Origin of the sequence: Streptococcus sp. 2021WUSS109 (assembly GCF_044427305.1) — a bacterium.
GTDB classification, from domain to species: Bacteria; Bacillota; Bacilli; order Lactobacillales; family Streptococcaceae; genus Streptococcus; species Streptococcus suis.
In genome coordinates this window covers 21,119-41,141 of the sequence record NZ_JAOTGF010000012.1, presented here as the reverse complement: position 1 = coordinate 41,141, position 20,023 = coordinate 21,119, and the positions used below count along the sequence as shown (strand labels likewise).

Annotated in this window: 14 protein-coding genes and 1 pseudogene; 1 reads left to right on the top strand and 14 read right to left on the bottom strand. The window is 40.1% G+C overall.

Translation table 11 applies throughout. The features are described 5' to 3' along the window. Nucleotides 1-14 precede the first annotated feature (14 nt). The 6 genes from ODU37_RS06230 to murD all read right to left on the bottom strand — a co-directional run bounded on the left by ODU37_RS06230 (nucleotide 15) and on the right by murD (nucleotide 6,985). On the bottom strand, nucleotides 15-686 hold the full coding sequence (locus ODU37_RS06230; RefSeq protein ID WP_105159893.1) for a YggS family pyridoxal phosphate-dependent enzyme: 672 nt from the start codon (nucleotides 684-686) through the stop codon (nucleotides 15-17). Nucleotides 687-692: 6 nt separating this feature from the next. Continuing rightward, nucleotides 693-1,922 carry a cell division protein FtsZ gene (gene ftsZ, locus ODU37_RS06225; RefSeq protein ID WP_024385822.1) on the bottom strand — a complete coding sequence of 410 codons (1,230 nt, stop codon included), beginning with the start codon at nucleotides 1,920-1,922 and terminating at the stop codon, nucleotides 693-695. A gap of 25 nt (nucleotides 1,923-1,947) precedes the next feature. Further along, nucleotides 1,948-3,327, bottom strand: a complete 1,380-nt coding sequence (gene ftsA, locus ODU37_RS06220) for a cell division protein FtsA (RefSeq protein ID WP_024395232.1) — start codon at nucleotides 3,325-3,327, stop codon at nucleotides 1,948-1,950. A gap of 153 nt (nucleotides 3,328-3,480) precedes the next feature. After that, nucleotides 3,481-4,563 (bottom strand): cell division protein FtsQ/DivIB, encoded by a 1,083-nt coding sequence (locus ODU37_RS06215; protein WP_105202243.1) that lies wholly within the window; start codon nucleotides 4,561-4,563, stop codon nucleotides 3,481-3,483. A gap of 5 nt (nucleotides 4,564-4,568) precedes the next feature. Continuing rightward, nucleotides 4,569-5,633, bottom strand: coding sequence for a UDP-N-acetylglucosamine--N-acetylmuramyl-(pentapeptide) pyrophosphoryl-undecaprenol N-acetylglucosamine transferase (locus ODU37_RS06210; RefSeq protein WP_032500041.1), 1,065 nt, complete (start codon nucleotides 5,631-5,633; stop codon nucleotides 4,569-4,571). A gap of 2 nt (nucleotides 5,634-5,635) precedes the next feature. After that, nucleotides 5,636-6,985 carry a UDP-N-acetylmuramoyl-L-alanine--D-glutamate ligase gene (gene murD / locus ODU37_RS06205; RefSeq protein ID WP_105202244.1) on the bottom strand — a complete coding sequence of 450 codons (1,350 nt, stop codon included), beginning with the start codon at nucleotides 6,983-6,985 and terminating at the stop codon, nucleotides 5,636-5,638. 170 nt (nucleotides 6,986-7,155) lie between these two features. Between murD and ODU37_RS06200 the strand changes: the two are divergent. Beyond that, nucleotides 7,156-7,433 (top strand): annotated as a pseudogene (locus tag ODU37_RS06200) (IS982 family transposase); the annotation flags it as partial. A 113-nt stretch (nucleotides 7,434-7,546) separates the two neighbouring features. Here the strand turns inward: ODU37_RS06200 and ODU37_RS06195 are convergent. The 8 genes from ODU37_RS06195 to asnA form a co-directional block, all read right to left on the bottom strand. Further along, complete coding sequence (locus ODU37_RS06195) at nucleotides 7,547-8,416, bottom strand: class C sortase (protein WP_024387114.1); 870 nt, start codon at nucleotides 8,414-8,416, stop codon at nucleotides 7,547-7,549. Between the two features lie 113 nt (nucleotides 8,417-8,529). Beyond that, entirely contained in the window at nucleotides 8,530-10,020 is a 1,491-nt protein-coding gene (locus ODU37_RS06190) for a SpaH/EbpB family LPXTG-anchored major pilin (RefSeq protein WP_044753656.1), read from the bottom strand. Nucleotides 10,021-10,120: 100 nt separating this feature from the next. Further along, nucleotides 10,121-15,115, bottom strand: coding sequence for an InlB B-repeat-containing protein (locus ODU37_RS06185; protein WP_398580437.1), 4,995 nt, complete (start codon nucleotides 15,113-15,115; stop codon nucleotides 10,121-10,123). 49 nt (nucleotides 15,116-15,164) lie between these two features. After that, nucleotides 15,165-15,755 carry a signal peptidase I gene (lepB, locus tag ODU37_RS06180; RefSeq protein WP_044753661.1) on the bottom strand — a complete coding sequence of 197 codons (591 nt, stop codon included), beginning with the start codon at nucleotides 15,753-15,755 and terminating at the stop codon, nucleotides 15,165-15,167. Next, complete coding sequence (locus tag ODU37_RS06175) at nucleotides 15,748-16,008, bottom strand: hypothetical protein (RefSeq protein ID WP_004194478.1); 261 nt, start codon at nucleotides 16,006-16,008, stop codon at nucleotides 15,748-15,750. The genes lepB and ODU37_RS06175 overlap by 8 nt, the downstream gene beginning before the upstream one ends. Nucleotides 16,009-16,714: 706 nt before the next feature. Beyond that, nucleotides 16,715-16,963, bottom strand: coding sequence for a DUF3165 family protein (locus tag ODU37_RS06170; protein WP_004194480.1), 249 nt, complete (start codon nucleotides 16,961-16,963; stop codon nucleotides 16,715-16,717). 17 nt (nucleotides 16,964-16,980) lie between these two features. Continuing rightward, a complete protein-coding gene (gene typA, locus ODU37_RS06165) occupies nucleotides 16,981-18,828 on the bottom strand; it encodes a translational GTPase TypA (protein ID WP_249562214.1) in 1,848 nt (615 codons plus the stop codon). 132 nt (nucleotides 18,829-18,960) lie between these two features. Beyond that, nucleotides 18,961-19,953: an aspartate--ammonia ligase gene (gene asnA / locus ODU37_RS06160; RefSeq protein ID WP_044758540.1), complete on the bottom strand. Its 993-nt coding sequence runs from the start codon at nucleotides 19,951-19,953 to the stop codon at nucleotides 18,961-18,963. Between the last annotated feature and the right edge of the window lie 70 nt (nucleotides 19,954-20,023).

Genomic DNA, 20,023 nt, shown 5'->3' with positions numbered 1-20,023 from the left:
TTTCCTCCTCTCCATTATTCAAAGAATGCTGAGCCAATTCTCACATATGTAGCTCCGTGAGCAATGGCGCGTTCAAAGTCCCCACTCATTCCCATACTTAACTCTGTAAAGGGCATACGTGGTAAGTTCCTTGTAGCTAGTTCTTCTTGGATTTCCTGCATTTTAGAAAAAATCTCGTCTAATTCATCATCTGTAGCATCAATCGGTGCCATCGTCATCAATCCAACAAGTTCAATGTTCTCCAATAAACTAATTTCAGCAAGTGCCGTATCAATCTCAGATACTGCAAAGCCATGCTTACTCTCCTCACCGGAAACGTTGACTTGGAGGAAACACTTGACTATTTTAGTCGCACGTTTATCTATTTCCTGAGCTAGTTTGACAGAGTCTAGGGCGTGGAAATAATCAACAAATGGAATAATGTCCTTGACCTTTCTTCTCTGTAAAGTCCCTATCAAATGCCATGTCAATTGTTTGTCTGCTAGGGCATTATACTTTTCTAAGAACTGATCGACTCGATTTTCTCCAATATGAGTAATTCCAGTATTCACTAGCTGATTAGCAATAGAGCTGTCAACATATTTGGTGACAGCTATTACCTTTACTGATTCACTCGGACGACCTGCCTTCTCAGCAGCTTTTGCCACTGATGAAAAGATAGCATCCTTATTCTTTTGAAAATCCATTTTAGTTTAGCGATTACGGAAGAATGGTGGTGTATCCAATTCATCCTCATCTTGATCCATTGTAAATTTTTCGACGGAAACAGTGGATGTTGGTTCTGCGTCAGTTGGACGAATCAAGTTTTCGCGACGCAAATCCCACTCTCCGAAGGCAGAAGCTTTCGGCGCTTCAGTTTGTTGTGCAGCTCCACGAGTTGGTGCTGATGCTACTGAATGATCAAAGCGTTGAGAAGGGCGTGGTGAAACAGCTTCCGTGCGATGGCGGGCTGGTTTATCAGCAGTATCTTGACGAACCCCTGTAGCCACAACAGTCACACGAATCTCATCTTTCATTGTTTCATCAATAGATGTACCCAACCAAATGTTAACACCTTGACCCGCAGCCTGATTAACGATTTCTGAAGCATCTTCTGCTTCTGTCAGAGTCATGTCATAACCACCTGTAACATTGACAATGACATCCTCTGCACCATCAATTGTTGTTTCAAGAAGAGGAGAATAAATCGCTTTACGAGCCGCCTCAATCACTCGGTCCTCACCAGTACCGATACCGATACCCATCAAGGCGTTTCCTTTGTTTTCCATAACTGTCTTCACATCTGCAAAGTCCAAGTTAATCAAACCAGGATTTGTAATCAAGTCTGTAATTCCTTGAACACCTTGACGAAGAACATTATCAGCTTCGCTTAGTGCTTCTAAAAGCGGTGTTTTCTTATCAACAATTTCAAGAAGGTTGTTGTTTGAAATAATTAAGAGTGTATCTACTTGTTCGCGAAGACCTTCAATTCCCTCAATCGCAAAGTTTCCACGTTTATTTCCTTCAAAACCAAACGGACGAGTCACAACTGCGACAGTCAACGCACCCAAGTTTTTAGCAATACGTGCAATAACAGGAGCCGCACCTGTCCCTGAACCACCGCCCATACCAGCAGTGATGAAGACCATATCTGCACCAGTTAATACATTAGTCAATGCTTCTTCGCTTTCCTCAGCAGCTTTACGACCAACCTCAGGTTGACCTCCAGCACCCAAACCACGAGTCAATTTAGGACCTAGTTGGATAACTGTTTCAGCTTTAGAGCTACTTAGCGCTTGTACATCTGTGTTTGCTGCAATGAACTCAACCCCAGCAACACCTTCTTCAATCATACGGTTAATCGCGTTTCCGCCACCACCTCCGACACCGATTACTTTAATGACAGCACCATGACTAGCTGCTGCTTCAAATGAAAATGCCATAGTTTAAATCACCTTTTCTTTTCTCTTATTCAAACATGCTGCCAAACAAACCACGAATGCGATCTGTGATGTTTCCCTTAGCAGCTGGACGAACTTCTTCTTCCTCATCATGGTAAGTAGGAGCAACTTGTTCCTCTACCTGATCAACTGTGTTCAATTCGTTCACGATTTCTCTTTGAATTGGCTGACTAATTCGAGGACGAGCAACAGGAATTTCAACTGGCTTATGTCTCAAGGTAGTCTCGCCATTTACTGCATGTTGGGCAATATTTTCAACATCTTCTAACTCACCAACATACTCAACAAAGCTAATCACACTTGCAAATGCTGGATTGCGGATACCAATTTGATTTGGAACAAAAAGTTTAGTGTTAACACCAAACACTTCTTGGGCCAATTCTGTAATTCCTGGTAAGATGGCACCACCACCTACAAGAACAATGCCGCCTGGTAAATCTAGAGCACGTGTACGCTCCAAATCTTGTTTCACACGGTCAAAAATCTGACGTAAACGTGCCGCAATCACTTCTGAAAGGTAGCGCTCGGTCACTTCAACTGGAGCGTTTTCTCCAATCACTTCGACAGTGAACTTTTCCTTATCACTTGCATCTTGCGGATAGGCAATGCCGTAGTTGTATTTCAAGTTTTCAGCAATACTCTTTGAAGTTGTCAATACTTTTGAAATATCGTTTGTGATATAATCTCCACCTTCTTGGTAGATGTTTGTGTATTGCAACTCTTGACCACGCATAACAGCCACAGTCGTTTGACCGCCACCAAGATCAATGACAGTCGCACCAAACTCACGTTCACCTTCATTCAATACAGAGCGAGTTAGTGCCAACGGAGAAATTACAATATTTTCAACTTGGACACCTGCACGCTCCACCGTTTTACGAAGATTGTGAAGAATGGTGCGTGGTCCTGTGTACAGCATCCCACGCATTTCCAAGCGAATTCCCATCATTCCACGAGGGTCCTTAATGCCTTGGAATCCATCGACAGTGAACTCTTCTGGAATAAATGAAATCACTTCGCGTTCCGGAGTCATACTCTTTGTCAATGCTGATTTTACAACATTCTCAACATCCAAGTCTGTAATTTCTTGTGAATCTGTTGTAACAGGAATCATCCCTTGAGTCGGTTCAATCTGAAGAAGGTTGGCAGGTAATCCAACATTTACCTTTTCAATGCGGATACCTGACTTTTCTTCTGCCTGCTCGATTGCTTTTTTAATCGCTCCAGCAGCCACCTCAATATTTACAATAATTCCATCTTTGACGCCAGCACTTTTTACATTGCTGACCCCAATCACATTCATTTCGTTATCAATATATTCTGCAACCAAGACTTTAACGGAGCTTGTACCAATATCTAATCCCGTAAAAAAGCCGTTTCTAGCCATTCTATCAGTCCTCTCTTACTTCCAACTTTAACAAATCATCTTCCATTTTGAAAAAATAGTATAATTAGTCATCCTTCATTATACCATATTATATCGAATTATGGTGTTTTTAAAGGATTTTTTTATTACTTTTTCTTTACAAAATTATCTATTTCAGCTTGCATACCTATAAATACCAACTTCCATATCAATTGTTGTTGGAACAGTCACTTCTGCTGCTATTTTTGTATAGTAAGACATCTTCTGGCTAATCTCACCCAACGGGATTAATACAGTATTTCCATCTCTCATATTGAATGTCAACAAATCCACGGTCACTTTACTCGGCGTTAAATTTATTGTCTGAATAGCAGAACGAATTCCTGCATCTATTTTCCCCAATTCAATGGCTAGTTCCTTGATTAATTCCTTGTCGGATAAATTGATTGTTGTATAGCCTTCTGGCAAGGAATCCTGTGAAATCGGTTCACCGCCAATCTCTCCACTAGACAATACCGGATACCACTGGTTTTGTTGCTGAATGTAGCCTATTATAGCGTATTCTTTGATGTGAATGGTAAAGGTAGCCGGAAACTGGAACTTGATTGTTGCTGTCTCAACGGACGAACTATTCTTCTTAATATTCTTTGCGTAAGCATCTGCATGCAAAGCTATGGTTACAATGTAATCATCTGGAGAAATCAGACTATAATTTTCCACCTGTTCAGCAGTCAGTCGCTCATTTCCAACGACCTCTATCTGTTTTTTCTTGCTGGTTGGAGAAATAAAATACAGAGCCAACGCTGCCAGTAACAAACTCGTCACAAGAACCGGAATAGCTTTCCAGACTACTTTGGAAGGAATATCAACTTTTAAAGTTTGAACCTTTTCCCCTGTTTCCTTTTTAGATTCCAGACTCTCTGTTTTTCTTTCTATTCCCTGAAAAAGGACCCTTTTACTCTTTTTAGCTTTTGGGCTCTTCTGTTCCGCCTGCCCTTCGTCAACTGCCTGAATATCTGCCTCATCTTTATGAGCAAGGTAGGCTTGATGGCGTGCTTTCCATTGTTCGAAAAAGGCACTTTTTTCATCATCCGGAGCAGTCATCTCAGGTATGTCTACATCCGTAGAAAGTCCTTTTTCTTCGGCTAATACAGATTCTTTCTCTGCTGGTGAAATTTGTTCTGAATCCAATTCTACTTGGGACGCCTGTTCCACTTCTAGTACTGATTCTTCTACATTTGAATCTTTTTCCGTCATAGAACCTACCTTCCCATATCTTCTCTAAGCAAATTGTAAAAACTATCTACTGACTGAATTTCATTAGAATTTGCCATGTTTTGGATATAAAATTCCTTATTTTTCAATAGCTCATCGACTTCTACTAACAGGCTGGCAAATGTCAATTGACTTTCATCAATCTGCTTAGAATATCCCTTTTTCTCTGCATAGAGAGCATTTTCAATTTGATCCCCTCGACTGGCCTGCCGTCCTAGTGGCACAATCAAATGGAGTTGTTGCATGGCAATCAACTCAAACAGAGTATTGGAACCACCACGGGTAATAACGACATCCGCTAAATCCATCAACGGTTGATAAAGTTCTGTCACATAGTCAACTCTATATAGGTTTTTATCTAATTGGTTGAGACTACTGTCCCCTGTCAAGTTGATAATATTGAATCGTTCGGTCAGAGCAGCACTATTCTGACTGATTAAATCATTAAAGACCTTAGCACCGCCCGAACCACCTACAAACAGTAAGGTCGGCAGACTTTTATCGAAGTGACTGAGAATTTCTGGCAACTGAATTGGTGTAACTTTGTCATTCGTTTGCCCCACTTTTGTAACCGCACCAACATGTTTTACTTTAGTCAAGCTGGCAGGTTGCTCAAAAGTACTATACATGGTTGTCGCAAATTTATAGGCTATTTTATTGGCCAGTCCCATTGTTAAGTCTGATTCATGGATAAAGACCGGAACCCGCAGCAAATTAGCAGCAATAACTGGTGGAACCGATACAAACCCACCTTTTGAAAAAAGAGCTTGCGGACGAATTTTAGCAATAATGGCCAAGGATTGAAGAACACCAAAACCAACTTTAAACACGTCCAACATATTTTGGAAAGAGAAATAACGGCGTAATTTCCCAGTCGAAATAGAATGAAAATGGACATCTAAACCTGATTTCACAACCTGCTCATGCTCAATACCGTTCCCATCACCAATATAGTGGACTTCCCAGCCTTCTTCCAAAAATCGCGGAATCAAAAGGAGATTGAGCGTCACGTGCCCAACAGTCCCTCCGCCTGTAAAAACAATTTTTTTCATGATTATTTCAACTCCTCAAAGGTCTGTAAGAAGACGTCACCACGCACTTCAAAATTGGCATACATATCCCAGCTTGCATTGGCTGGGCTTAACAGGACAATATCTCCTTTTTCTGCAATGGCAAAGGCTTTTCTAGTCGCATCCGCAATTTCAAGAGCTTCTATCGTTTCCACTTCTGCCTTATCTGCTGCACGTTGAACACGGGGAGCTGATTGACCAAGGATCACCATTTTCTTTAGTCCGACCAAATCAGGGACTAATTCATCAAATTCATTGCCACGGTCCAAGCCTCCTGCAATCAAAATGACCTTGCTGTTGTCAAACCCTGAAAGAGCTTTTTGAGTCGCCAAGATATTGGTAGACTTACTATCATTGTAGAAGGAAACCCCATTGATCTCACCTACAAATTGCAAGCGGTGTTTGACACCTCCAAAGGCAGACAAACTTTCCTGAATCGCTTGGTGGTCTACTCCCAACAATTTTGCAACCACAATTGTTGCCAAGGCATTTTCAACATTGTGTGAACCTGGAACACCAATTTGGTCAGCATCCATGATGTATTCATCCTTGAAATAGAGTTTTCCATCTGCCAAATAAGCTCCATCAACCACTTCCAGCGTAGAAAAAGGAACTACCGTTGCTTTGGTCTGTCCAGCCAATTCCTTGGCTTCTTTCTGGTTGAAGTTGAGCACCACAAAATCCTCAGCCGTCATCTGACGCTGAATCATCCATTTAGCTGCTACGTAGTCTTCAAAAGTCCCATGATAATCAATATGACTGGCAATGAGGTTGGTCACAACGGCGATATGTGGGCGGAAAGATTCTGTCCCCATTAACTGGAAAGACGATAATTCCATGACCAAGGTATCCTCTGCAGTTGCAGTTTGAGCGACCGAAGATGCTGGGTAACCAATATTTCCACATAATTTTGCAGGTTTATTTCCTGCATTCAAGACTTCTGCAATCATGGTCGTTGTCGTTGTCTTGCCGTTCGAACCTGTAATCCCCACGATTGGAGCATCTGATACCAAGTAGGCCAATTCAACCTCTGTCCATACTGGAATTCCTTTTCCAATTGCTTTTTCAACCATAGGATTATCATAGCGAATTCCTGGATTTTTTACCATCAAAGCGAAATCTTCATCCAATAATTCCAAGGGATGGCTCCCGCAAATAACACGGATACCATCTTCCAACAAAGATTGAGCAGTCGGATTTTCTTCAAAAGGCTTTCCATCGTTAACAGTGACGATAGCACCCAATTTATCTAGAAGACGAGCCGCAGACTCTCCTGATTTAGCTAAACCTAGTACCAGCACTTTCTTATTTTTTACAATATCAATCATCTTCATCTCAATTACCTTTACTTTCTAACACCTTATTTTACCCTTTACGAAGACCTTTTTCAAGCCAGAGAACAGAAAAGTAAACTCTACCCGTGGTGCTAGTTCATTTCAAAATACAATAAAAAGCCCAAATGGACTATACTGTAAGCGACGAAACATACAGAGGGGTAGTCCAAATGAGCTACTTACAGTATACTGCTAAATCTCATCATTTGCAATGGAATGTACGCCAATTATCACAAATTTCTCATCATTTCTACCAAAACTATTGCCCAGATTCCTTTTAACTTCGGCGTAATGTAGGCTTTCAGATAGATTACTCCTTGTCTTGCTTTTGTTACAAGCTGAACTAGGTATGACATCTCAACGACATTTCTACAATATCTGCCACCTCTTTCCTCGTGGTCCGTTACTAGAAAGAAGTCGTTTCAATCGTCGGTCTAGGCAATTGATTTGAGTTGACAGGAGGTTAGAAGTTGAACAATTACCTCATTCAGCCATATTGTCTAATGTCTATAATAGAAAAATGTTCCAGAGTCAAATCGACTTTGAAACATTTTCAATAGTTCAAAATTTCTTGGGAACTAAAAAATCATCCAACACTTGATTCCTATTCCAAGAACGAAATGTTTTACTAGTTGTTATAAAAATATAAATTAAGATTACAAATAGAATTGGAGTTGCGATAAATGGAGCAATAAAAATTGCTTTAATTTGGATAGCATCAGAGGTAACCAAAGCACTACCATTAACATTTTCAATACGATAGCCACGAACTAATAGCCTATGTGTATTAATACCGTAGGGTGTACAGGTTACCAAAGTCAATAAGTCTTTCTGAGGTTCCATGGTAAGAGCCGATAAATCTGATGGCTCAACCACTCGAATCTGGTCCACTTTGTAAGTTAGTGTTTCATTGAGAACGTGAATGGTAAATATATCGCCTTCTCTCAACTTATCTAAATCAGAAAACAGACGGGCAGATGGGAGCCCACGATGCCCTGAAAGTACACTATGAGTTCCCAAACCTCCTACAGGCAACGATGTTCCTTCTAGATGTCCAATAGAAGTCTCTAAAACCGTTTCGTCTGTCCCATGAAATATAGATAACTTGACATCAATTTTAGGAATCTCAATATAGCCCATGATGCCATCTTTATTGAAATTCAATTCCTGATTATAGGCTTCAATGTCGGATGCAGTCACATTCCAGTTTAAGGGGTTTTCTTGATTATACTGGCGCGCACTATCAATGATTTCTTTGTATTGGTCAGCTGTCATATCTGATACTGTGTCAGAATAGGACATGATGGCCTCTGATTGGTGGAAGGAATTCCAGTAATCACTGACCGATGGATAAGCCAATAGTCCAATCCCAAATATAAAAATTAATGGCATGATAAAAGATTGACCTTTCTTTTTGAGCCATTTGATCATGAAATCCCCTCCTTTCCTTATGTTAAGACCAAAGAAATATCTTCGGAAATACTTCCACTCTTGCTTTTGCACTTCCGAAGATAGATTCTAAATATTAGGTATTGTATGGACAATTAGATATTGTTCATACGACGTTTTGAAATAGTATAAACCAATGCTACCAAAAGTAGGATTGAACCAACTAGATAGAATAAAGTTGTTCCAATCGCACCAGTGCTTGGCAAGACACCACCCTTTTTATTGACGATATTTGCTTTTGCTGCGTTATCTTTCGTAACTTCGATGGCTTGACGTTCTGTCAAAATATTGTAACCATTCGGTGCTTTCATTTCTTCAAGATAATAGGTCGTGCTATGTTTCAGACCTTTAATCACAACTTCGCCAGCTTCAATCGCAACGCCTTGCTCATCAGCCTGCGCAACACGATATACTCCGTCAGATTCCTTTACAACCTTGATTTCAGTTCCATTATTGACTGCATCATAAAGCTTAAATTCTGCTCCAGTCAGAGTATCATTTGCTTCATTTGTTTTCTTCAAAGTGAAACGATGAGTGGTTACTGTCGTTTTATTATCTTCTGGTGTATTTGGAACTACTGGGGTGTCTGGAGTGTCTGGATTTGGGTTATCCGGGTGATTTGGATCAGTTGGATCTGTCGGGTTAAAAGAATTGTAGCCAAGTGTTGCCGTGTTGGTTGCTTGACCTTCTTTTGCGTCTTTGGTTACAACAGCTGAATAGGTTACATTCACTTCAATTGGTGAATTGTAAATAGTTGATTTGTCTTCCTTGATCCATGACAAGACAACTGTCATTTTACCTGTATCATCAAAAGAAACTGTATAGTCTTTATCTTTAACAAGTGTTTCTGTTCCTACCTTAACAGCTACTGAATCTTGAATAATAGTTAATGCTGTAGGGGTATCGGTGATAGTATAAGATTTGATTTGTTTAGTGACACCATCTGCAGTAACAAAGTTTGTAGCGTTAAATTTGAATTGGAAAGGTACTGTATCGCCAATTTTTGCAGTTGTTGTTGATGTTGTTGTTTTTCCATCCGCTGCTAGAATTTTCTTACCGCCACCATTATTTAAGTCTGGAATGGTTGGATTAGTAGTATTTTTATCGATAACAGTTGCATTTGGAGTTGTACTGTCAACAGTCAGGACTGCCCCAAGTGAAGAAGTTACAAAATAGTAACCAAATGTTAAGTTTGTAAATACTAGAGTATTGTCAGTTGCTATGGCACTTTTAACTTCTGTTCCAAAGCTCTTTGCCCAAGTCGCAAATGCTTCTGAAAAGACATTAGCACCTGCCTTTGCAGTAACATTGCCTTTGCTGTCTACATCAAACCAGGTTTCACCACCAAAATTTTGTGCGGTTTTACCGCTTGGGAGTTTATAAGAGATACCTGAACCATCTTCTGTTACAGTAGCATCAAAGAGTTTATAGATGGTATATTTTTGACTTTGCGAGGCGTTACGGATAGTGATTGTCCCTGTACCACCTGCATTTGTATTTACCTCTTGCGCACTAGCGAAAGGGGTAGGCAAGACCATAGCTAACACAGCCAACACGGTCATGAAGAGACTTTTTAATTTATTCATGATTTTCTTTTTCCTTTTTCATTTTTTATTAAGGAGAAGCAGACATGAAATCCTGCAACTCCCATTGTGATACTTTAATTATGTAAGCGTGAAATCAGTCCTAGGACCTCTTTTCCCGATTACGTTGAACAAACAGATGCATCAGATAGGAGATGGCTATGAGGACAAGGCCAGAAAGAATAAACCACTTCTGTCCATCTCCGCCTGTGCTTGGCAAGGCTCTGCCCTGCTCATTGGCCACTTGGATGCGATGACTGGCATCACCACTAACCTTGGTAAGCGTTGCTCGTTCCGGACTAGCATCCTTGCCTGCTTCATCAGACAAGGAAACTGTGTAGAAGGAAGATGTCTTATCTTCGTTAAAGATTTCCTTGATGCTGAAGTAGATATAGCTATCCAAGACGATAAAACCATCAGGTGCTGCCAATTCTTGCAGACGGTAGCGACCTGCTTCTAAGCCTACCGGTATCCGAATACCATCTTTGCTGGTAATGGCAAATTCCTGCACCCCATCTACCTGAGCCCAGTTCAAACCATCCCACTTGGTCAATTCAAACTTGCCACCTGCAAGAGATTTCCAATTTTCATCTGTCTTGGTAATGTTAAGCGTTTCAAGAATTGTCAACATTCCAAACTCATCTGTAATCTCGTAATTGCTGAGCTTTGTACCCTCTTTTGCTTTATAAGTAAAGCTATTGGTTCTCCTACCTGGATTAGTTAGGCTTGCAAAATCAGAGAAGTCAACACCTTCGCCTTGGACGAAGCCATCATAGCTAGCACCCTCTGGAGTCGTCACACTAACTTCTTTTGCTGTCAGTTCTGTTCCATCATATGCTTTTTCTTTCGTAGCCGACGTTAACATTAGCTTACGCGGATTGATAGTAATCTTGCCGTCTTTAGCTAAGAAAGTAACCTCAAAATTATCATTTGTATTAACAAATTTATTTTGTAAGGCAAAGGTATAAGTTCCTATATCTTTTTGGGTCATTTCAATTTCTGAACCTGTATAGTGAATATCGGACTCTTTATAAAGGCTATCAGAAATTGAGTTTACCTTGTAGTCAACAGTAGACACTTTGCCATCATAGATTTTTTCAATAGTTTGACTTCCAATCTCTACTGTAACCGGACGTTTTTTAACTGTCAGAGAACTGTCAAGATAGGTAATCTCATAGTAATCGGTATGATTTTTGCCATCAGCAGTTGTTATGACAGCTGATTTTGGTTTCGCATTTGATGATCCGACATCAGTCTGACTTCCCTCAAAATCAATAGCAGTCAACCTATCCCCGCTAGCTAGAGATGTTGAATAACCAGATTTTAAATCATCTATTCCTGATAGTTTCAACGGCTCGTCATCGTAGACTTTCTCTCTTGGCTGACCTTCAAGTGTCAGATTTTTCTTATAATAAAGATTAATCGTCCGCTTATCTGGTCTTCTGATACGATAGATTGATTTATCTACATTGTTCTCGTTATCTTTTGAGGTTGAGAAGGTATATCCTTGAATCTCCTTACGATTTAGGATATAGGTATCACCTTTCTTCTTGTACTCTACCAGAGGGTCTTGACCAGCAATAGGGTTGCCATCCATATCAAGGTAATTGACTGCGAGGGTCGCAAACTCATATGGTAGATAATAGAAAGTAATGATATTATTGACTGAGTTTGTTGTCAGAGTAAGACTCAAGACATTGTTTTGAGGATAGTATCCTGTTCCTACACCCTTGGCTACAGCCTTAGCAACAATCATATTAGCATCAGCTTCCAGATGGTCTTCTGGCAACAATACGGTGTTGTTACTGTCATCATTATCTCCATCCTTAAGGAGGTAACGAACGGTATATGGTATTTTTGATGTCCTATCACTGTAATAGAAAACAATCTCATTATTGTCATAGGTTAAATCAAGGGTCTTACTGCTGGCATCTGGTCTGTAGCCTGTGATGGCTAAAGCATTTTCTTTGATGGCCTGATGCAATTCAAGTGCTGGACTCTCAATGACCTTGTCTGCTGCCAAACTTTTATTAGTAGTAGCATCTACGTACTTAACTATATACTTGAGAGGTTGAGGTTTCCAGCGAGCATAAAGTGTGATATTTTCTGTGACTGGCTTAGACCAGGCATAGCGCTCCCCACCTTCTTTAGCTGTAAACCAACCGTCAAAGTCATAGTGAGCTCTGGTCGGATCAGCAACAACTGTCGCAGTTTTCTTCTTTTCAACTGTTTGAGTCTCTGGTGCTGTACCTTCACCACCATTTAGGTCAAAGCTAACTGTCATGTTTGGGGCCACCCATTTAGCGTAGAGCACCAAGTTACTTGATGGCATTTTATCGAAAGAATAAGCCTGATTCAATCCTGAATCTGAATACCAACCACCCCACGTATAGTCATCATCAACTCCAGCCGGACGACTTGGTGTGTAATTGTAGATTGCACTATTGATATTGGCATCAAAAAGGATACCTTTTTCAGTTTTCAGTACTTCACTCTTATAAATATAGTGGATTTCAGAAGACTTACGATTATAGTAGAAGCGGTAATGATCATACAATTTTATACCATTGTTTAGTGTAGCATAATGTCCAGAATGATTATCATAACCTGGCGGAACAGTAGAAATAACTTGATAACCCATAATTGTTTTTGCATTGAGTGGCGAATTTTGTCCACCATTTAAGCTCTGACTATGTTCAGATAATACATAGACATTTGGATTATCTGCTGACTGCAAGTAATAATCAACCCTTTTTGTTTTTAAGGAACTTTCCCAATGCCCTGTTACGACAACCTCATGATTAGCATTTGCTGTTGTAATCATATCGGTTGTAAGTGTAGGTCTGCGAGTCACATTATAAGCATTACTGTCTGAGAAAGTCCATCCTCTAAATTTCATAGAATCGTATTTCTCAAGTGTACCATTTCCTATGCGCAACATCTGATAAACTTCATCCGCACCTGATGGCCAAAGATTCAAAATATCTTGTCCAACAACTACATCCCTAATCTTGTATTGAGTTCCAGTATAAGTACTGCCACCTTTTTCAATCTGACCATAATAGGTGTTGAATCCCCATGTCGAATTCCGATTGATATCAAAAGTTAAAGTATATCTAATCAGACTGTAATAGACTTTCAAAGTAGAAGAACCATCTGCTGCGACTACGATAGAAGATGTGCTATTTTTCCCGTAGGCGGTTTCTTTTTCATAACCTATCGGTACACTAGGCATTTCTGGAGCAGTACTTGCTTGAATTGTTGTACCAACTTGTCCAGTCCGTTTGATTGAACTGTCATACACGTAGAGCGGCTCTTCTTTACCATCATATACTTCTTTATAGTAAGCAATGACATAGTTAACCGTATCAGCCTTCCACTTAGCATAGAGTGTCTTGTTCTTATCTAAAGTAACCGAGCCACTAATAGGGCTTCCTGTTAAATTAGCATTATCATACCAACCATCAAACGTGTAACCTTCTCTAGTTGGGATTGTCGTTGTCAGATTGACCTTAGCATTGTAGAGTCCAGTTTGTGGTGGGATGTAAGACCCCCCATTAGTATTGTAGGAAAGTGTATACTCTTTACGAGTGTAATAAACATCAATTTCTTGTCCACTTGATTTTTTCAACTCAAGAGAATCTGTCTTTTCAAAATTTGCATAAGTATAATTGCGAACCTCTGGTCTAATCGTAGACCCGATAATACCATAGTAAGTTCCCGTCTCAATATCTGTGTAACCTTCCCCATCCAAGTCTTTCAACTTGTAGCGAACCTTGTATTTGGAATCGTAGGGGATATAAGCAATCTTAATGGTCAGCGCATTATCTACATTTCCATCTTCTTTGTCTAGTCTAGCCAAATCTTCAGACTGTATATCTATGATGGGTCTACTGGTGTAGTAAATGGCGTCTGTGGCAAGACCACTTTCTGATCCACTTTTAATCTCAGTGGATACGGGTGTCGTGATGCGATATGGCATGTCTTCTGCTTCTAGCTCATAGACTTCTGTTTCAAAGATAACTTCTTGGCCCGAAGTAACGTTATTATAAAAATACTGAATCGTTACTTTATAGATTGAGATTGAAGCAAACTCTGCTTCCACAATCATATCTTTGGTAACTAAGGTGTCAGCAGTAACAATTTCATTTGTCTCTTTGTCACGCCAACCGATAAAGCGATAGCCAGCACGGAAGGGTTCCTCAGGGAGCGTTTCTAGTTTTGCTCCCTCTTTTTTATCAACCAAACTCGAAACTGTCTGCTCCTGTCCATTTGAGTCCAGAGCTACAAAAGTTACTTTATAGTACTCTGCCCCAACGACACCATAGTCAGAGAAGGAGTCCGCATCAAAGCTAATTTCGGACACCTGATTGTTTTCTTCATTGGTTTCAACTTCTGGGACAACTTCTGCCTTATTAGCTGATTGAAAATGAACAGCCTCGACCTTGGTTTCCTCTTTAAGTTTGATATTGCTATCTGTTTTGATTTGAATGGAAATTGGTGCTTCTGGCTGAATTTCCTTGCCATCATGCACAAAGCTTATATCAAAGAACCTTGCAAAAGTTAGAGCACGAGCTCCCAGAGTAGCCTTGGCTTTATTAAATCGAGATTTGTAGGTATCTGTCCCCGCTTCAATTTCTTTAACCTTCAGTTCCACTCCTTTTGGCATTTTTGCAGAAGCATCAAATCTGGCGATAACTTCATAATCTTTACCTTTATGAATAAACTCTGTCGCTTCAGTTATTACCTGTTGATCAACTTTTGTGGTTTCAGTTGTCTGGGGTTCCGAAGAAAGCTCCGTTGTCGATGTCACACTTGTTGTCATGCTTGTTTGCTCTATTGCAGAGCTTTCTTCAACCATCTGACTAGCAGCCTCCGTCACTTCTACTGGAGTTTCTTCATTACCTTGTATTTCAGTAGTTGTCTCTGAGCTGCTGATACCCGATAGTTGGCTAGCTTTATTAGATTCCAGTGTCAGAGCTGGTAAAATCAATGCATACGTTGTTACAAATACAACCACAACAGCTACAAAATTAACAAATTTTCTATATTTTTTCTGCCATAAAGATAATCTTTTAAACTTAAAATTATTTTGCATGTTCCTCCCCCTAAATTGCTTTAACTATCTAACTTTAAGTTCATCATTTTTAATCAATTACTCCCATCTCTCTCAAAGGCCATACTCTAAAAACCAATTTACCAACAATCTGTTCATTAGAGACTGTACCAATAGCGTTGTTTCGCGAATCAATGGACTCTTTCCGGTTATCTCCCATGACAAAGATTCGATTTTCCGGTACCTGATAAGGAAACTCAATATCCGTATGACCATAATCCCTATTTGCCAAATATGGCTCGTCCAATCTTTGATTATTGACATAAACGTTCCCTTGTTTATCCATATCCACCCAATCCCCAGCTTCAGCGATGACGCGCTTGACCAGAATATTGTTATTGTAATAAAAAGCAACAACATCACTGCTTTCAAAATCATTGCTCTTTACTGATACAACGATGTCCCCGCTATTCAGGGTTCCTTTCATTGACTCTCCGTATATTCTCAAAATAGGCAAAAATAATACAGCGATTAGTATTGCAAATGCTGCAACTACTACCAACATAAACACTGTACTTTTCACTGTCCTCCAAAATGTATGTCTATATCTTTCATGCTGATATAGCTCTTTTAATTCTGAAGTTTTTGGAAGTTCCTTTCCCTTGAGATTTAAACTATTCATGAACATCACCAATTTTGTTTTTCACATTATAGAGATATAGATCCGCAGCTTTTTGCGCTTCTTCAAAAATATTAGTCAGTTTCATTGAAGCTTCCGCTATGGAGCCAGATTGACTAATCATAATTCTTCTATCAGCCAACTCTGTTTTAATCTTCTCAAGTTGATTTCTCAAGCAATCAATCTCTTCACTTTGAGCCAACATAATCTCATATAACTCAATTCGCTTTAATTTCCGAAGATTTTTTACATCCATCTGCGTTTCCTCTCTTTTACTAAAATATTATAAAATTAAGTTAAGGCACAACTTAATAACAATACTTGGTATTTTACTATAGTTTCCATTTATTGTCTAGTAATATGAGTTTGTCTAAGGGAAAACTGTTAGCAATATTTTATAAAACAAATCCCTCTCATTTAGGTGTGAATGGCTAATATAGTTATTTAATTTATCTTTAATTACTTTAATGTATGGATGTCTTTCCCACTCCCGTCAATTATAGAGATCAGCTTCAGACTGTACAACACGAATTGCTAAGATGTTGACAAAAGTTGGTGGCGGCAGCTCATTGCCTTGTATGGTCGAATGAATTAGCTTTCAGACAAGGAACTGAGGTGCAGGTAGCTAGAACAGCCTAGAGGCTGTTCTAGGTTGGAAATAAGACTTGCGAAACGAGTCACTTTCGTAGAGTACGGCAAGCCGAAAGCGGCGATGTATCAGAGTTAATTTAAATGACTGTACTAAGAACTTGCTATTTTGGGGATTTCATTGAGTATTAAAATTTATCTACATAAAAACACCTTGAAAATGCGCTTGTCATTTATTATAAATAACGAGAGCTTCTTCAAGATGTATCACAGAATATAATTTCTTTAGCTAATAGATTGCCACTACTGTCCAAAAAGCTGGATAAAATTCCTTAGTAATATCGTATTACGGTATTCAAAAATCAAAGACTCTGCTAAAATTTTGTATCGTCATTTAATTGATAAATATCCCGCATCGCCCAAAAACCAATCAGAATCATTAGTAGACCAACCCAAATTTCCTTTGGAAATTGCATGATTCTTAAAAATCCAAGTACCAAGGCAATCGCTAATGCTACCAGTAAAAATACTGCCGCAATCAAATTCATAGTCCCCTTAATATTGCGAGGTGCAATAAAAATATAAAAAAGTACTAACATGATGGCAAGGATTAAATAAAACATGCTTCTTCTCCTAGAAATTATTCCTCAGTCGCTAATTTTTTCTTCTTCGCAGCCTTATCACGCTCTGCCTTGTTCAAGATTTGCTTACGAAGACGGATAGATTCTGGCGTTACTTCCATGTATTCATCATCGTTCAAGAATTCTAGTGATTCTTCAAGAGTTAAGATACGTGGTGTTTTAATAACCGCTGTTTGGTCTTTGGTAGCTGAACGAACGTTGGTCATTTGTTTAGCAGTTGTGATGTTAACTGTCAAGTCATTATCACGTGAGTTTTCACCGATAATCATCCCTTCGTAAACCTCAGTACCTGGGTTGACAAAGATTGTACCACGCTCTTCAATACGCATGATAGAGTATGTCGTTGCCTTACCTTGGTCGATAGAGACAAGGGCACCACGGTGACGACCACCGATTTCACCTTGAACAACAGGCAAGTATTGGTCGAAAGTATGGTTCATGATACCGTAACCACGAGTCATTGAAAGGAATTCAGTTGAATAACCAATCAACCCACGCGCAGGCACAAGGAAAACAAGACGAGTTTGACCATTACCTGTCGCAACCATATCCAACATATCACCCTTACGCTCAGATAGGGATTGGATAACAGAACCTTGGTATTCTTCTGGAGTATCGATTTGCACGCGCTCGAATGGCTCCATTTTCACGCCGTCGATTTCCTTGATGATAACTTCTGGACGTGATACTTGAAGCTCATAGCCCTCACGACGCATGGTTTCAATCAAGATAGACAAGTGCAATTCACCACGACCTGAAACAGTCCATTTATCTGGAGAGTCAGTAGGGTCAACACGGAGAGAAACGTCCGTTTGCAACTCAGCCAAAAGGCGCTCTTCAATCTTACGAGATGTCACCCATTTACCTTCACGACCTGCAAATGGTGAGTTGTTCACCAAGAAAGTCATTTGAAGAGTTGGCTCATCGATACGAAGAACTGGAAGTGCCTCAACTGCATCTGTCGGAGTCACAGTTTCACCAACGAAGATGTCTTCCATACCAGAAACGGCAATCAAGTCACCAGCTTTTGCTTCTTGGATTTCTTTACGCTCAAGACCGAAGAAACCAAAGAGTTTTGTAACGCGGAAGTTTTTCGTTGTGCCATCTAGTTTAGAAAGGGTAACTTGGTCACCAACTTTAACAGTACCACGGAAGACACGACCGATACCGATACGACCTACGAAGTCGTTATAGTCCAAAAGGGATACTTGGAACTGCAAAGGCTCATCTGAGTTATCCACTGGTGCAGGGATATGCTCGATGATGGTATCGAAAATTGGTGCCATTGTTTCTTCTTGGTCTGCTGGATTGTCAGACAAAGATGAAGTACCGTTGATAGCTGATGCGTAAACCACGGGGAACTCCAACTGGTCATCATCTGCACCCAATTCGATGAAGAGTTCAAGCACTTCATCTACAACTTCTTCTGGACGAGCAGATGGTTTGTCAATCTTGTTAACAACGACGATTGGTGTCAAGTTTTGCTCAAGGGCTTTTTTCAATACGAAACGAGTCTGTGGCATAGTCCCTTCGTAAGCATCCACGACAAGCACAACACCGTCAACCATTTTCATGATACGCTCAACCTCACCACCGAAGTCCGCGTGTCCTGGTGTGTCCATGATGTTGATACGAGTACCGTTATAAGCTACGGCAGTATTTTTTGCAAGGATGGTGATACCACGCTCTTTTTCAAGGTCGTTAGAGTCCATTGCACGCTCATCAAGGTTTGTGCGCTCATCAAGCGTTTGGGATTGTTTCAATAATTCATCAACGAGGGTTGTTTTTCCGTGGTCAACGTGGGCAATAATGGCTACGTTACGGATGTCTTCTCTAAGTTTTGTCATAATATCCTCTGTATATTTTAATTTAACTAAAAAAGTATATCATAGATTGGCGTAAAAATCACAGATAATCTTGTTGTAAATGTTTTCAGATAGCAGATTGAAAGCAGAAGAAAAGAGATTGAAGCCAATCTCTTATAAAATGTTCTCAAAATTATCGCTCACTTCTTGTGGCCAAACGCTTGACTGCACTTCACCAATATGTTTCTTACGAAGCAAGAACATGGCCAAACGGGATTGACCGATACCGCCACCAATCGAAAGCGGGAAGAGACCATTCAAAAGGGCACGATGCCAATCGAATTCCAAACGGTCCTCGTCGCCTGTAATAGCAACCTGGCGCTTAAGCGCTTCTTCATCCACACGAATCCCCATTGAGGACAACTCAAATGCTGAACCAAGTGCTTCGTTCCAAACCAAGATGTCTCCATTGAGTCCTTTATAGCCTGCTTCTGATGGGCTTGTCCAGTCATCATAGTCTGGGGCGCGTCCATCATGTGGTTTACCGTCTGCCAGTTCACCACCAATACCGATTAGGAAAACTGCGCCGTATTCTTTGGCAACCACATTTTCACGCTCTTTTGGTGTCAAGTCTGGGAAATTTTTCACCAAGTCTTCTGTGTGAATAAAGGTAATCTTCTTCGGTAAGACAGATTCGATATCGTAGCGTGCTTCAACTGCAAGCTCAGTCAATCGAATGGCCTTATAGATTTGTTCAACCGTTTCCTTCAAATAAGCCAAGTTGCGACGACCATCAGGGATGACCTTCTCCCAGTCCCATTGATCCACGTATACTGAGTGAATGGGATCCAAGGAATCCTCGTCAGGACGAAGAGCCTTCATGTGAACAAAGAGTCCTTCTCCCTCATTAAAACCGAAACGAGCCAAGGTATGGCGCTTCCACTTAGCAAGCGAGTGAACCACTTCATAGGTCGCATCTGGAATCAACTTCACATTAACAGTAACCGCATTCTCCACACCGGACAAATTATCCTGCATACCATCCCCGACACGACTCAAAATCGGTCCTTGCACTTCTACGATTTCTAGCTTGTCTTTCAAATACTGCGTAAATGTATTTTTGACAAAAGAAATCTCCTCTTGCTGATGAATGAAGCTTTTCTTCATACCTACTCCTCCTTAAATTTATACACCTTATTATACTCTTTTTTACCTACTTGTAAAGTCTTTTTATTAA